The following is a 14,020-nucleotide window of genomic DNA, read 5'->3' on the forward strand; positions in this document are numbered from 1 at the left end:
GGGCGGCTCATCGCGTCGGGCGCAGCCCTTCAGGCAACCCACAAAATCCAAAATCTGAAATCCACCTTCTGAAATCCCCAGCCCGGCCCGTCGGAGCAGCAGTTGAGCCGTTGATATCACCCGACCTTGGCGGCTGACCGCCACTCTCGTCCGGTGGCCTTGATATCAACACCCTGTCCGGAACAATTCCCTTAAAAATCAGGCTTTCACGGACTATCCTCCCCACAAGATCACTCGGGATATCAAACAAAACTGTTGTGCAAGAAATCAGATTGCCGGGCCCCGAGTGATACTTTAGTATCACTTCGTGCGAACAGAACTCGTTACGACCCTAAAGCGGAGGGCGACGGATCTCATCACCGAGATTGCGACCGACCACGAGCCCGTGTTGATCACCCAGCACGGACTTCCGGCAGCCTACCTTGTGGACGTGGAGAGCTACGAAGCAATGCAGGCGAGGATTGGGCTTCTTGAAGGAATCGCTAAGGGTGAGAAGGCGATTGAGGAGGGCCGGGTGCTCACCCACGCCGAGGCGAAGAAGCGGATGTCCCGATGGCTCGATTGATTTGGACCGAGCCGGCGCTTCAAGATCTCGAACAGATCGCTGACTACGTCGCACTCGATGATCACCATGCGGCCTGCCGCCTCGTTCAAACCGTCTTTGAGAAGGCTGCTTTGCTGGAGACTTTTCCCGAGATGTGCCCAGTCCCCCACGATCTTCCCGATTCGCGATACCGGCATCTCGTTGTCGGCCCGTTACGGATCTTCCATCGAGTCGAGAACGAGAAGGTATTCATCGTGTATGTCATGAGGTCCGAACGTCGTCTTGACATTTCGGACCTCAAAGAGCGAGACAAGGAATAGTGTATAAGCCGGATGAGGACGACCCCTTACAGCGCCCTTGTCGCAGACCGCTTTTGACGATTCAATCCAAGCAACGGGACAGCGCCAGCGCCTCGTGGGGTCGGGGTCGCCTGTCCTCTGACGTTGATATGGCTCCTTGGGATAGGGTGAAGGCCTCTCGTGCATCGGGGGACGGAAGTGTCGATCCCGAACCCTACCTCACAAAGTTTGGAGGAGAGGCGTGGAAGAAGTGGATGGCTTCAACGAGCGGTTGGGCAGCCAGCGCGAACCTTCCGGATGGAGAGTTTTCCCGCATCTACGTTGCCGAGGATGCGGATGCTGGCATGCTTCGCGTCTTCATCTTCTGGCACGAAACATGAACAAGCCCAACCAAGGAGAAGCCGATGAAAAAGACAGCAATGATCGGGGCGCTGCTACTTGCATGCGCCGTCAGCCTGTTCCCGGGGAACGCAAGAGCTGACGAGAGGACGGATGCCGCAGTTTCCGCCGCAAAGGAGTGGCTGGCACTGGTGGATGGCAAGGAATACAAGAAGAGCTGGCAGCAGGCGGCGCCGTTTTTCAAGGACCAGGTGAAGGAGGATCAATGGGTCGGGATGATCGCTGCGGTTCGGAAGCCCTTTGGCAAGGTGGAGTCGCGCGAGCTGGTCACTGCGGAGCACAAGACTTCGCTTCCGGGCGCGCCCGATGGCGAGTATGTCGTCGTCCAGTTCAAGACGTCATTCTCAGGAAAGCGTGATTCCGTCGAGACGATCACACCGATGAAGGCGGATGGCGTCTGGCGCGTCTCGGGCTACTTCATCAAGTAGCGCAAGCCCGGCCTCCCTTCGGGGAAGGTTTTCTGTCGACGCGCGGTCCGGTCCAACCGCTCGAAGCGGGGCTCCTTTTCCGGGGCCGCCACCGTCAGATCGACTCGAGGACGCCGGTGGAGTCGCCGACGCGCTCGGCTTCGACGCCCATCTTGTCGAGCAGCGAGAGGTAGAGGTTGGTCATCGGCGTGCCCTCCTCGGCCTCGATCAAGCGGCCGGGATCGAGTTGGCCGCTGCCTCCGCCGGCGAGCAGTACGGGCAGGTCGTCGTGGTTGTGCCGGTTGCCGTCGGCGATGCCGCCGCCATAGACGATCATCGAGTGGTCGAGCAGGTTGCCCTCGCCCTCGCGGGTGTTCCTCAGCCTCTCGAGGAAGACGGCCAGTTGTTCGACGTAGAAGGCGTCGATCCGGGCGATTTTCTCGAGGTGGTCCTGGTTGCCCCGGTGGTGGGAAAGCTCGTGGTGGCCGCTGTGGACGTCGAGTTCGGGGAAGGGGCGGTTCGAGCCGTCGTGGGCGAGCATGAAGGTGGAGATCCGCGTCGAGTCGGTCTGGAAGGCCAGGGCCATCAACTCGAACTGGATGCGGATGTGCTCCTTGTAGGATTCGGGGACGCCGGTCGGGCGGTTCTCCTCCGGGACCTCGAAGCGGAACTTCTCGGCGCGCTCGATGCGCGACTCGATGTCGCGGACGGCCGTCAGGTACTCGTCCATCTTTCCGCGGTCGGTCGATCCGAGCCGCTGCTGCATGCGCTTGGCGTCCTCGTGCACGAAGTCGAGGATGCTCTTCCGATAGGAGCGGCGACGGGCGTCCTGCTTCGGATCGCCCGAGCCGAAGAGCTTTTCGAACACGAGCCGGGGGTCGCGTTCGGCGGGGGCGGGGGTGTTTTCGTCGAGCCAGGAAAGGTTGAACTGGTAGGCGCAGGAGTAGCCGGAATCGCAGTGGCCGGAGCGGCGGGGCGGATCGGTGGAAAGCTCGAGCGAGGACAGGCGGGTCCGGTGGCCGATCTGGCGGGCCGCGATCTGGTCGACCGAGATGCCGATCTCGATGTCCGCCCCGGCGGTTTTGCGGGCCTGGCAGCCGGTGAGGAAGGTGGCATTGGCGCGGGCGTGGTCGCCGGCCCCGTCGCCATTGGCGAAGGCCTTTTCGTGGTCGAGGTGGCGCAGCACCGAGAACTGGTCGCGCAGGCCGGCGAGTGGCTGCATCGACTCGGAAAGCTCAAAATCCCGGCCACTTCCCGTCGGCAGCCACTTTTCGAGGTTCACTCCATTGGGGATGTAAACGAAGCCCAGCCGGGTCGGGTGGGCGGCCGCAACCCGGGTCGAGGCGGCGAAGGAGTCGAGCGAAGGCAGCGCCAGAGTGGCGGCCACACCTTTGAGAAATCGGCGGCGGGAATGAATCATCGGCTAAGTGTAAACGTCGTTCCTTTTCGAAATCCTTCAACCTTCTCCCCGGCGAAACTGGAATGGCGCGGAATGGATGACCGCCCGGATCATGGCGCGGGTGCGGCCACCCGCCTCTTCGGTTTTCCGGATGATGCCGTCGATGGCCGGCCGGTCATACCAGTCGGTGCCGCGTCCGAGGGCGTAGGTGAGCAGCTTCGATGCCACCGAACGGTGGAAGTCGTCGCGGTGGTCGCGCAGCAGGATTTCCCGGAGTTCATCCGGTCCGTGGAAGCGCTGGCCTTCGGCCAACCGGCCGGAGGCGTCGATCGGCCGACCGTTTTCCTCCGTGCGGAAGGTCCCGTCGGCATCGAAGTTCTGGAGTCCGAAGCCGATCGGATCCATCAGGGCGTGGCAGGACGAGCAGGCGGGATCGTCGCGGTGTTTTTCCATTTGTTCGCGCAGGCTCAGGCCTTTGCCGTGCTTCGCGGGCGGCGTGAGCTGCGGCACGTTCGGCGGCGGCGGCGGGGGTGCGGTGTCGAGCAGGTTCTCCAGCACGTACTTGCCGCGCAGGACCGGCGAGGTGCGGAGCGGATGGGAGGTGACCAGCAGGAACGAGCCGTGGCCGAGCAGTCCGCGACGCGGGTTGTCCTGCAGCGAGACCCGGCGGAACTCCGGCCCCTTGACGCCCTCGATGCCGTAGTGCCGGGCCAGTTCTTCGTTGAGAAAGGTGTAGTCGGCATCGAGCAACTCGGTGAGCGGCCGGTCGTCGCGGATGAGGTGCTCGACGAGCATCCGGGTCTCGGTCCTCATGTGGGAGCGAAGCCGGTGCCGGAATTTCGGGAAGGCCTTCGACGAGGGATTGGCGCTCTCGAGGTCCCGCAGCTGGAGCCATTGACCGACGAAGTTCTCGATCAGCGCCCGCGAGCGGTCCGAGTCGAGCATGCGGTCGATCTCGGCGTCGAGTTCCTTGCGGAGCCGGCCCTCGTCGGCCAGCCGCATCAGTCGCTCGTCGGGCATGGTCGACCACAGGAAATACGACAGGCGCGAGGCCAGCGCGTGTTCGTTGATCGGGTGGATGCGCTCGGCGTTGTCCGGTTCGGGTTGCGGCTCCTCGCGGAACAGGAAGGCGGGCGAAACCAGCATCGCTTCCAGGCCGTGACTCACGCCTTCCTCGAAGCTTCGTCCCTCCTCTTTCGCCAGCCGCACGAAATGCAGGTAGCGCTCGGCTTCGCCGTCGTGGGGAGGGCGCCGGAAGGCCCGGCGCGCCATGCGCCGGAAAATGTCGGCCGCCCAGGCTTCGTCATCCGCGCCATCCGGGCGCTCGCCGAAGATGCGGCGATGGCTTTCCGGCTTCGGCAGGCGGGGTCCGTCGAGCGGGCCTTCGAGGCGGATCTCGCTGACGATCACGTTGCGGTCGCGGAGGGCGGGATCGGCCGCTTCGGGGTCGTAGAAGTCGTTGATGAACGAAAGCGTGATCGGCACCTCCCGCGGCTCCCCGAGCTTGAACTCGAAATGATGGCGGCCCGGTTGTTCCATCGTCTGACGGATCTCCCACAGCGCCGCCTTGCGGTCGTTGATCGCCAACTCCAGCCGCGCCGCCTCGTCGCCCGCGCGACTGGCTCCGGCCCCGACCACGATCCGGTAGCGGCCCGGCTTGTGGGCGCGGGGCTGGACGCGGATCGAGCCGTTGGTGGTCAGCAGGTGGCCCTGATCGCTGCGATGGCCCGGCCCCTCGAGTTGCCTGCCCGCGAATCGTTTCGACGGAAACGGCATCGGCGTGGTCCGGACCGCCTGGTCGAGCCCGAGGCGGGCCGCGTCGAGAAAGCGGTCGAGGTGCGCCGGGGAAAGCGTGAGGACGTCGCCGATGTTGTCGAAACCGTAGCCGGAGTCGTCGGGCGGCAGCAGTTCCCCGGCATCCACGGTCACCCCGAGCAGGTCGCGCAGGGTGTTCTGGTACTCGATGCGGTTCAGACGGCGCAGGGTCACGCGGCCGGGGTCCGGGTTGTCCGGGTCGGTGGGGAAGATCGTGGAATCGATCCAGCGGATGATCTTTTCCCGGTCCCCGACCGGCGGCTGAAACTCGTCCGGAGGAGGCATCAGGTGGTGCTCGATGTGGCCGCGGATGCGTTTCCAGCGTTCACGGTCGGCAATCATCGACTCGATGCTGTCGTAGTCGTCGAAGCTCAGCTCCCCCTTGTCTACCCCGTCGCCGTGGCAGTCATAGCAGTAGTTTTCCAGCCACGGCAGCACTTCGGCCTCCCAGCCCGCGCCCGGGGACGCCGCGAGCGCGGGGCCGGCGGTGAAGGCGAGAAGGGTGGAGCGGAGACAAGACACGATGCGTGGATACGTCGGGCGGGCCGGTTGCTTTCGCAAGGGGCGGCTTGTTTCGAGGTTGCACCGATGCGGGAAACGGGCAGGGTTCGCCGCTCATCATGCGCTCTTTTCTCTCCGCCGTCGCCTTGGCCCTCGTCCTGACTTCCTGCGGTTCCGGCCCGAAGCCCCAATGGTTGATGCCCACTCCGGTGATGTATCTCGACGGGAAGGTGGATCCTTTCGGGCATCTCCCGGCGGCGGAAAAGCGCACCGATGTCGAGGTGTTCTACTCCACCAATCGCCGGCCCTCGGGGGACCATTACGGAAACGGGGTGGATGCCACACTCCGGTTTGGAAAGGCCTCCGTGGAGATCGGTGAGGAGACCGACACTTGGGAGGTCCTCGCCGAAGTCTCCACCATCCATCCGCGGCCTCGGCCGATGCCCTTGCGCCTGGCGGGGTTCGACGAGTTCGGCACGGACGAGGATCCGGCGGTCATGAAGCGATGGGCGGCGGCGGTGGATCGGGCCGTCCGCCGCACGAGCACGCGCGACGTCGTCATCTACGTCCACGGGGCCAAGGTCGACTTCCTGCATTCCTGCGCCTTTGCCGCGGAACTGGGACACTTCGCCGGCCGCGACTTCACTCCGGTGGCCTTCGACTGGCCGACGCACCAGGAGATCCTCTCCTACCTCGACGGCGTGGATGTCGATCACGCGCGCCGGTCCGCGGACCGCCTGGCAGAGACGATCCGCCTGCTGGCGGACGGCACCTGCGCGCAGCGGATCCACATCATCTCCTGGAGCGCCGGAGCGCGGGTGCATTCGCGTGCACTCGCGGCACTCGGGCAGGGGGACCTCGGTGCCGCACGCAAGCGCTACCGGCTGGGGGTGATGGCTTTTGCCGCGGGGGACGTGCCGGTGAAGGATTTCCTCGACCGGCTGCCCGCGATCCACGGCCTCAGCGATGACGTGCTGGTCTACATGTCGGATGCCGACGGGGCCCTGAAGTGGTCGGCGCGATTGATGGGGGATGGCCGGCGTCTCGGATTTGCCCCGAGGCATCTGAACGACGAGGAACGGGCGGTGCTCCGGTCCATGCCACGCTTGGAGGCGATCGATACCTCACTCGGCCAGCAACAGCGCGGGTTTGACATCACCGGGCATCGCTATTGGTTCAAGCATCCGTGGGTCAACAGCGACCTGATTCTCGCGCTGCGAACCGGGGCGCCCGCGGCGAAGCGGGGACTCAGTGAATCGCCGATCCACGGCGTATGGGAATTTTCCGGGGACTACCCCGGGCGGGTCGGATCCGCGGCGCGGCGTCTCACCGGCGGAAGTTGGTGATGGCGGGTGGACAGCCGGGAGGACCGGCCTCATGGTCGGGGCATGGCTCACAAGATTGGTTTGGTCGGACTCGGCCGGATGGGCGCCAACATGGCCCGCCGGATGAAGGATTGCGGTCACGAGGTCGTCGTCGTGCATGACCTCCGGAAGGAGGTGGCGGACGAACTCGCCGCGGAACTCGCATGCGAGGCCGCGCCGGACCTCGCGGCGGTGACGGCGGCGGCCGACGTGGTCTTCACGGTGGTCACCGACGACGAGGCGATGCGCTCGATCTTCGCGGACGACGCCCTGCTCAAGGACGCGGCCGGCACGGTGTTCGTCAACTGCGCGACGATCAGCCCGGCGATGCACGAGGAGGTGGCGGCAAGCTGCGAGGCGGTCGGTGCCAAGGCGCTGGAGGCCTGCATGGCGTCGAGCATTCCCCAGGCCCGCGATGGCACGCTGTATCTGATGGTCGGCGGAGACGAGGCGGTGTTCCGGGACCTGGAATCGTTGTTGAAGGATCTGTCGAAGTCGCTGCGCTACATCGGTGAAACGGGTCGCGCCGCCCAGGTGAAGGCATTGGTCAACATGGTGATGAACATCAACACCGCCGCGCTCGCCGAGGGCCTAGGGCTCGGCAAGGCGCTCGGTCTCGACCTGGAAGTCCTGTGCGAGGTCTTTTCCCAGACCGGCGCGAACTCGCGGGTACTGGAGACCGATGCCGGGGACATGCTGGTAAGGGACCACGACTGCTATTTCTCTGCCGCCCATGCCGCCAAGGACAGCGGCATCGCCAACGCCCTGGCGGTGGCGGCGAAGGTGGACGTGCCGCTTTCCAAGGCGACCGAAGCTCAGTATCGGCGCCTGATGGATCTCGGCCGTGGTGAACTCGACAAGTCGGCGGTGGCGGAACTGACCTTTCCCGGGAGGCTGGACGATGCTTGAGAACATCGAATTCCGGAACCGCCGCGGAGAGCGGCTGGACGTGGCGTTTCATCCGGGGACCCGGCCGGACCGGCTGGTGCTGCTCGGTCACGGAGTGACCGGCAACAAGGACCGGCCACTGCTGGTGGCGGTGGCCGAGGGGCTGGCGGCGAAGGGCTGGCCGTGCCTGCGGATTTCCTTCTCCGGCAACGGGGACTCGGAAGGCGACTTCCGCGAGGCGACCGTGACCAAGGAAAGCGAGGACCTGCGCGACCTGCTCGACCAGCTTCCCGAGGGGGTCCGCCTTGCCTACTGCGGTCATAGTATGGGGGCGGCCGTCGGGCTGATGACCGCGGAGACCGATCCGCGCCTCGAGGTGCTCGTGCACCTCGCCGGCATGATCCGCACCGAGGAATTCTGCGAGGCGGAGTTCGGCGAGGTCACGCCGGACGAGGGCAACATGTGGGACGAGCCGGACTGCCCGCTGTCGCGGAGCTACGTCGACGACATGGAGTCGATCGGCGACCTCTTCGACGAGGTGTCGGGACTCGACCGGCCCCTGCTCCTGATTCATGGCACCGCCGACGACGTGGTGCTGCCGGTGGACAGCGACGACGCCTTCGAGGCGGCGCGGGAGCCGAAGCGGCTCCTGCGGATCGAAGGGGAGGGACACTCCTTCAGCGATGGCAGCTACCAGCAGATCGTCGATGAAATCGCGCTCTGGCTCGACGAGCACCTCGATGGATGATCTGGAAGCTCCCGCAGCGTGAAGTCCGCTTTCCCCGCCGCCCGCTGGTGATGGGGATCATCAACGTCAACGACGATTCCTTTTCCGGCGACGGCACGCTCGATCTCGCTGAGGCGCTGGCCATCGCCAGGGCCCAGGCCGAGGCCGGAGCGGACGTCATCGACGTGGGGGCGGAAAGCGCCCGCACCAACCGCCAGGCGGTTGCCGTCGACGAGGAGGTCCGGCGCTTTGCGGGCTTCCTCGAGGCCTGGCCGGAGGTGGTGGCCAAGACGAAGCGGCGCGACGCGGATCAGCTCTGGCCGCCGGTCGTTTCGGCCAACACCTGGCGACCGGAGGTGGTCGCGGCGGTGCTGCCTCTCGGCGTCGAGCTGGTCAACGACATGGGCGGCCTGCCGGACGACCGCAACGCGCGCTTGTGCGCCGCAGCCGGCGCGTCGCTGCTGATCATGCACACCATCGGCCCGCCGAAGGTGGCGCAGCTCGAGCAGCGCTGGCCGGATGTGATGGCGGCGCTTGAGGAGTTTTTCGACGAAAAGATCCGCATGGCGGAAGAGGCGGGCTTGCCCAGGGAGGCGATCGTGCTCGATCCGGGGATCGATTTCGCCAAGCAGCGTGACGACAACCTGACGATTTATCGCGAACTCGAGCGGCTGAACCGTTTCGGACGTCCGCTGATGGTTCCGGTGAGCCGCAAGACCATGATTGGCGAGGTGCTCGACCTCCCCGAGCCCGCGGACCGCGACGCCGGAACCATGGCCTGCATCGCCGCCGCCGTCCGCCGCGGGGCGGCGATGGTCCGCGTCCACGAGGTCGCCGGGGCGTGGCAGGCGGTGAGGATGCTGCAGGCGACGGGGAGTGGCGCTTTCCACCCGTCCCCCGAAGCCCTGGCGAAGGGGGAAGCGCCATGACGGGGCGGGGCGGCTTTCATCCGCGTGATGCGGCCGACCTCGTGAAAGGACGTCGTGAATGTCCTGGCCCGAACGGCACTACTTCAGGCGTGCTTTCACGATTCGAGGTGGCTCAGACCTTCGACCTTCAGACCGGGTTGCCCGCTTGAAGAAGTGTCGTTCGTCCCGAACCAAGACCGGGATTTCGCCGCTCCGCCCTACTCCACCTTCACCTGCACCCCTTTCGGTGGGACGACGAAGTGACCGAGGAGTTTCCCTTCGGCACTCTCCACCAACCAGGTCGCGCCGACATGGGTTCGGAGCAGGCGTTGCGAGGCCTTCGCCATTTCGCCGCGGGGCTCGCGGCTCCCGTCGGGATCGAGCCACAGCAGGCGGACCGGCTCGGATTTCATGTTGCGGACGATGACCGGAACGGCTGCTCCTTCGGCCACGGACGGGGGCGCCTCGACGTCGCGGGTCAGGCGGATGCGCGGGGCCTTGGCCAGTTCCGGGGCAAGGGCCTCGGGAGTATTGAGCGGCTCCGGGTCCTGCGGCCCGAGTTGGCGCATCCGGTCCAGCGTGGCGGCGTGAGCGGCATCCCCGGCCAGGTTCACGTGCTCGTAGGGATCGTTGCGGATGTCGTAGAGTTCCTCGCCGCCGTTCCGATAGTGGATGTAGCGAAAGTCTTTTCCCGAAACGGCGAAGTCGCCGGGGTGGTCGAGTTGGGTGATCGCGACGTGCGGCCAGTCGGTGTCGGGATCGGCCAGCAGCGGGGTGAGGTCGCGGCCGCCGACCGGCAGGTCTTCGCGGTCGGGGACCCCGGTCAGGGTCAGCAGGGTGCGGAAGGTGTCGAAGGTCGAGACCGGCTGGTCGCGACGTCCCGGCCTGGTGCCCTCGGGCAGGCCCGGGCAACCCGGTGGCACCGCGATGAGGAAGGGGACGCGGGTGCAGGCCCTCCAGCCGGTGAATTTCTGCCAGTGTTCCTTCTCGCCGAGGTGCCAGCCGTGGTCGCCCCAGAGGACCACGATCGTGCTGTCGCGGCGCGGGGATTTCTCCAAGGCGTCGAGCACGCGGCCCAGCATGGCATCGGCGAAGTGGATCGACGCGAGGTAGCCCTGGACGCCGGCTCGCCATTCGCCGTGCCAGAGGATGTGCGGGAAATAGCGGTTTCGAGCCAGCTTGCGGCCGGCCGGTGGAACGTCGTCGAGGTCGTCGGCGCGGTAGCCCGGAGGCAGTTGGATCTCGTCGATCGGAAACGGCTCGAAGTACTTGCGCGGGACGAACCACGGCTCGTGCGGACGGTAGATGCCGCAGGCCAGGAAGAAGGGTTTTTCGGGTGGCTGCGCGAGTTGTTCGGCCACCCATCCGCTCACCGCGTGGTCGCCGCCGAATTCCTCGTCGCTGCAATCGAGTGGTCCCCAGTCGGTTTCGATGTACTGCCACGGCCCCCCTCGGGGAAGCGAGACCGGGCGCTTTTCCGGATAGAGGGTGAAGGGGAATGGATCGTCGTCCTTCTTGTCCGGGAAGTAGGCGTCCCAGCTCGGCGGATCGATCACGTAGTGGAGGATCTTTCCGGACCCCGACGAGTGGTAGCCGTGGTTGGAGAAGTGGCGCGGCATCAGGGTCACGTCGGGCATCACCTGACGCAGCGGCTGGGTGTTCTGATAGAGGCCCGACCTCCACGGGGCGACGCCGCTCATGATCGCGGCGCGGACCGGGCCGCAGGCGGGTGCGATGCAGTGGGCATTGGTGAAGAGCACGCTCTGTCCGGCGAGGCGGTCGAAGTGGGGCGTGATCGTCTGCGGGTGACCCCCGAGCGGCGAAATCCAGTCGTTGAGATCGTCGACCGCGATAAACAGGATGTCCGGGCGACGGGCGGCGGACGCCTCGGTGCCAGGCAGCAAGGCGCCAAGCATTGCGAGCTGGATGATGAGGTGGATCGAGCGGTGCATGGCGCCGAAACATGCCGGACGCCTTCGGAGGTGGCGAGCAATCTCTCGGCTACGCCCCGCCCGTTTCAAGGCATCCCTTGGGCCATTGCTTCGCTTGCGGGGCGTCCGCCGCGTCACCGTCGAACACGATCCGGCCGTTGCGGAAGATCAGGGTGCGGGAAGCAAGTTCGAAGGTCGATTCCCTGCATGGAATCATCATGACGGTCCGCCCGGTGAACAGGCGACGCAGGGCGGTGTGAAATGCCCATGCATCTTCTCCACCGAGCCTGCCGCCGGCTTCCTCGAAGAAGATCAACCTGGGCTTCCGGAGCATTGCGGATGCAATCGCGAGATGCTGGCACTGGCTCGCGCTGAGCGCCGGGCCTTTCTCGCCGACCCGGGTATCGAGTCCGGCCGGAAGCTGCCGGATGAATGCATCCAAGGCCGCATCGTGAAGCGCTTGGTCAAGGCCGTCGGGGTCATCGATGCCGTAGAGCAGGTTCTGGTGCAGCGTTCCTGGAAGCATCACCGGATGCCTGGGAATGAAGGCAACGCCGGTTCGCCAGCTCCGGAGGTCGCGTAGTGTCCGGAAATTGGATTACAACCGAATCGGCTGATACCCAGTAGGGTTGGGCCGCCAGTATTGGGGCCGATTTCTGGTCGTGTCCGGTGTCTTCGGGCGGTCAGACTGCGCCAATGAATGTGATGACCCTGATCGCGGCGGCGTTGACCGGCTGGATGAACCGTCCGCAGCAGGACGTGATCGAGTATCTTCGTGAAGAGGTCAGGGTGTTGAAGGAACTTCAGGGAAAGAAACGCCTGCGGTTTACTGACGACCAGAGGAGGCGCCTGGCGCGCAAGGCAAAGCGGATCCGCTTCGGGCGATTGAAGGAGATCGTGGGGCTGGCGACTCCGCAAACCCTGCTGGCGTGGCACCGGAAACTGATCGCGAAGAAGTACGATTCGAGCGGGAAACGCCGCCGGTCCGGTCGCCCGCCCACCCAAGAGGAGTTGAGGGATCTGGTGATCAGGATGGCGGAGGAGAACCGGGGTTGGGGCTACACTCGGATTCGGGGAGCGATGGCGAACCTGGAGTGATTCTGTATGAACCACCAACCTGTATGTTCGCGATCCCGACAACCCCGTCTCGATGGGGGCGACCGGGGGAATCGCCGATTCTGTCGGGAGGAGCAGATCCCGTGTCCAGGCCTTCAGGGCTTGGTGAGGAACTCCACGCGGTTGCGCCAATCCTCATCGCCGGCCCGCTCAGCGCGTTCCGCGATGGCCCGGGCGAGGGACTTGAAGTCGTTGGAGGCAAACGACTTTGCAGAGATGAAGATGACACCGGCATGATTCTCGCCGCAGACAGCGAAGTCAGACAGGATGGCCGGGATCGTGCGCACGTCGAAGGTGACCAGCACTCGACCCTCCGCCGCGGCGGACCGCAGGATGCGCTCGTCCGGCTGGTTGGTGAATTGGCCGTCCTGCCACTGGTGGATGCTCACGATATCGAGCAAAGGTGCCAGTGAGCGGACGACTTCGACCAACTTCGGGGAGAGGTGTTCATCAAGAAGCAGTTTCATCACTCTCTGGCGACCGCCTTTTCGAGAGTTGGCAGGATCGCCTTGAGGGCTGCGAAGTCGTCGCGGGCGTCGAAGGTGCGGTCATCCTCGGCGACTTCCTCATGGTAGGCTCCGGTATAGGCCCAGGCCGACTCCACCTTCCAGAGCGGCCAGCCGTAGTGGGTCGCCACCTCCCGCAGGTTGCCCTCATAATCGCGCACCGTGCGGGCGAAAAGATGCACCGGCACCCGGGTTTCCGATACAAAGGCCAGCCGGCCGTCGGGCGTGTCCCGAAAGTCGACGCCCCGGTAGGTTTCCATTCGGCGCGATTCCTCAAGGATGCGGGCTGCCGCCGAGCCCGCGGTTCCCATCTTGTGAGTACGTCGCTCAAGCCAAGCGCGGGTGTCCGGCGGGACCCGGACGCTGATGGTGGTGGTCTTGCTCATGAACTGGTCCTATTGGAGGGAGTGTAATAAATTCATTCAATTATTGCAAGCGTTTCCCGTCCCGTGGTTTCTCGCATCAGAGAGACACCTGTGCAAACGGATTCGGAATCCCGTAAGCCACGCATCGTCAACGGATTCTGCTTCCTGAAGAACAGAGAGTGCTAATGATTACCGGAGTCCTTGGGGACCCTTGCAGAGCTCCAACTTATGCTGCCTTCGTGAAGGGCAGATTTCCTCGTAATAGAACGATGGGCTTCGGTTGAGTCGCTGCGGCACCTACACTCAGGAGCCATAGGGTAGGCCGAATCTGCCCCGTAATGTTCCCATTCCTGTTCCCACTTTGGGTGGTCTGACGCGGCGGATTCCGCCGAAAGATTAAAAGATGGGGGAAGTACGCGGACTGGGATTGACTCCTCCGACGTCCGCGGGATCCGTCCATGCCAGTTTGGCTCTCTGCGTTCGCAGAAGAATGCCGCCGTTACGGACGGCTTCCTGCATTCGAACCCGCTGGGTTCGAGTCTCCCCGGACCCCGTGGGAGAAAAGCTGTTTCACGAGGGAAAACGGCTTAGAAAGGAGAAAAAGTACGCGGACTGGGACTCGAACCCAGGACCAATCGGTTAAAAGCCGAGTGCTCTACCAACTGAGCTATCCGCGCTTGTTGGGCCAGAGGGCGGGGAGGGGGTAGGGAGGCTCCGGAGCCTTGGCAAGACGAATTTCTTGGGAATCCCGGCTCGCGCAGGGCGTTTGTGTCGCAGGAGTTGCGGGGCCTCTGTTGCAAGGGATGTTTCCTTTTTGCTAGACATTGCCCTCAAAACCGGCAGGTTATCCG

At 64.8% G+C, this 14,020-nt stretch carries 13 protein-coding genes, 1 tRNA gene and 1 pseudogene; 8 read left to right on the forward strand and 7 right to left on the reverse strand.

Annotation, left to right across the window (positions count from 1 at the left end; translation table 11 throughout):
• Nucleotides 1-307 precede the first annotated feature (307 nt).
• The 3 genes from ACG2LG_RS17275 to ACG2LG_RS17285 all read left to right on the forward strand — a co-directional run bounded on the left by ACG2LG_RS17275 (nt 308) and on the right by ACG2LG_RS17285 (nt 1,670).
• Nucleotides 308-565, forward strand: coding sequence for a type II toxin-antitoxin system Phd/YefM family antitoxin (locus tag ACG2LG_RS17275; RefSeq protein WP_396261074.1), 258 nt, complete (start codon nt 308-310; stop codon nt 563-565).
• On the forward strand, nt 553-864 hold the full coding sequence (locus ACG2LG_RS17280; RefSeq protein ID WP_396261076.1) for a type II toxin-antitoxin system RelE/ParE family toxin: 312 nt from the start codon (nt 553-555) through the stop codon (nt 862-864). The genes ACG2LG_RS17275 and ACG2LG_RS17280 overlap by 13 nt, the downstream gene beginning before the upstream one ends.
• 383 nt (nt 865-1,247) lie before the next feature.
• On the forward strand, nt 1,248-1,670 hold the full coding sequence (locus tag ACG2LG_RS17285; RefSeq protein WP_396261078.1) for a DUF4019 domain-containing protein: 423 nt from the start codon (nt 1,248-1,250) through the stop codon (nt 1,668-1,670).
• A gap of 94 nt (nt 1,671-1,764) precedes the next feature.
• On the opposite strand, the gene ACG2LG_RS17290 is transcribed toward ACG2LG_RS17285, so the two are convergent.
• The gene (locus ACG2LG_RS17290; protein WP_396261080.1) at nt 1,765-3,069 is read right to left on the reverse strand and encodes a DUF1552 domain-containing protein; all 1,305 of its coding nucleotides are present in this window, start codon (nt 3,067-3,069) and stop codon (nt 1,765-1,767) included.
• 36 nt (nt 3,070-3,105) lie between these two features.
• Nucleotides 3,106-5,385, reverse strand: coding sequence for a DUF1592 domain-containing protein (locus ACG2LG_RS17295; protein ID WP_396261082.1), 2,280 nt, complete (start codon nt 5,383-5,385; stop codon nt 3,106-3,108).
• 98 nt (nt 5,386-5,483) lie between these two features.
• Between ACG2LG_RS17295 and ACG2LG_RS17300 the strand changes: the two genes are divergently transcribed.
• The 4 genes from ACG2LG_RS17300 to folP are packed head-to-tail and all read left to right on the forward strand — an operon-like array spanning nt 5,484 to nt 9,272.
• Nucleotides 5,484-6,710, forward strand: coding sequence for an alpha/beta hydrolase (locus ACG2LG_RS17300; protein ID WP_396261084.1), 1,227 nt, complete (start codon nt 5,484-5,486; stop codon nt 6,708-6,710).
• 42 nt (nt 6,711-6,752) lie between these two features.
• Complete coding sequence (locus ACG2LG_RS17305; protein WP_396261086.1) at nt 6,753-7,637, forward strand: NAD(P)-dependent oxidoreductase; 885 nt, start codon at nt 6,753-6,755, stop codon at nt 7,635-7,637.
• A complete protein-coding gene (locus ACG2LG_RS17310) occupies nt 7,630-8,364 on the forward strand; it encodes an alpha/beta hydrolase (protein WP_396261088.1) in 735 nt (244 codons plus the stop codon). Before ACG2LG_RS17305 ends, ACG2LG_RS17310 begins: the two co-directional genes overlap by 8 nt.
• Nucleotides 8,361-9,272 (forward strand): dihydropteroate synthase, encoded by a 912-nt coding sequence (gene folP, locus ACG2LG_RS17315; RefSeq protein WP_396261090.1) that lies wholly within the window; start codon nt 8,361-8,363, stop codon nt 9,270-9,272. The genes ACG2LG_RS17310 and folP overlap by 4 nt, the downstream gene beginning before the upstream one ends.
• A gap of 197 nt (nt 9,273-9,469) precedes the next feature.
• On the opposite strand, the gene ACG2LG_RS17320 is transcribed toward folP, so the two are convergent.
• Together ACG2LG_RS17320 and ACG2LG_RS17325 are read right to left on the reverse strand one after the other, a co-directional pair.
• The gene (locus ACG2LG_RS17320) at nt 9,470-11,203 is read right to left on the reverse strand and encodes a sulfatase (protein ID WP_396261092.1); all 1,734 of its coding nucleotides are present in this window, start codon (nt 11,201-11,203) and stop codon (nt 9,470-9,472) included.
• A gap of 49 nt (nt 11,204-11,252) precedes the next feature.
• A pseudogene (locus tag ACG2LG_RS17325) lies at nt 11,253-11,750 on the reverse strand (hypothetical protein); the annotation flags it as partial.
• A 128-nt stretch (nt 11,751-11,878) separates the two neighbouring features.
• Here ACG2LG_RS17325 and ACG2LG_RS17330 point away from each other — a divergent pair.
• Nucleotides 11,879-12,280, forward strand: coding sequence for a hypothetical protein (locus ACG2LG_RS17330; protein WP_396261093.1), 402 nt, complete (start codon nt 11,879-11,881; stop codon nt 12,278-12,280).
• Nucleotides 12,281-12,393: 113 nt separating this feature from the next.
• On the opposite strand, the gene ACG2LG_RS17335 is transcribed toward ACG2LG_RS17330, so the two are convergent.
• The 3 genes from ACG2LG_RS17335 to ACG2LG_RS17345 all read right to left on the reverse strand — a co-directional run bounded on the left by ACG2LG_RS17335 (nt 12,394) and on the right by ACG2LG_RS17345 (nt 13,846).
• Nucleotides 12,394-12,765, reverse strand: a complete 372-nt coding sequence (locus ACG2LG_RS17335) for a DUF5615 family PIN-like protein (RefSeq protein ID WP_396261095.1) — start codon at nt 12,763-12,765, stop codon at nt 12,394-12,396.
• Nucleotides 12,765-13,190, reverse strand: coding sequence for a hypothetical protein (locus ACG2LG_RS17340; protein ID WP_396261096.1), 426 nt, complete (start codon nt 13,188-13,190; stop codon nt 12,765-12,767). Before ACG2LG_RS17340 ends, ACG2LG_RS17335 begins: the two co-directional genes overlap by 1 nt.
• A 583-nt stretch (nt 13,191-13,773) precedes the next feature.
• Nucleotides 13,774-13,846 (reverse strand) — tRNA-Lys (locus tag ACG2LG_RS17345).
• Between the last annotated feature and the right edge of the window lie 174 nt (nt 13,847-14,020).

The sequence above is a fragment of the Haloferula sp. A504 genome (assembly GCF_044385805.1).
GTDB lineage: Bacteria > Verrucomicrobiota > Verrucomicrobiia > Verrucomicrobiales > Akkermansiaceae > Haloferula.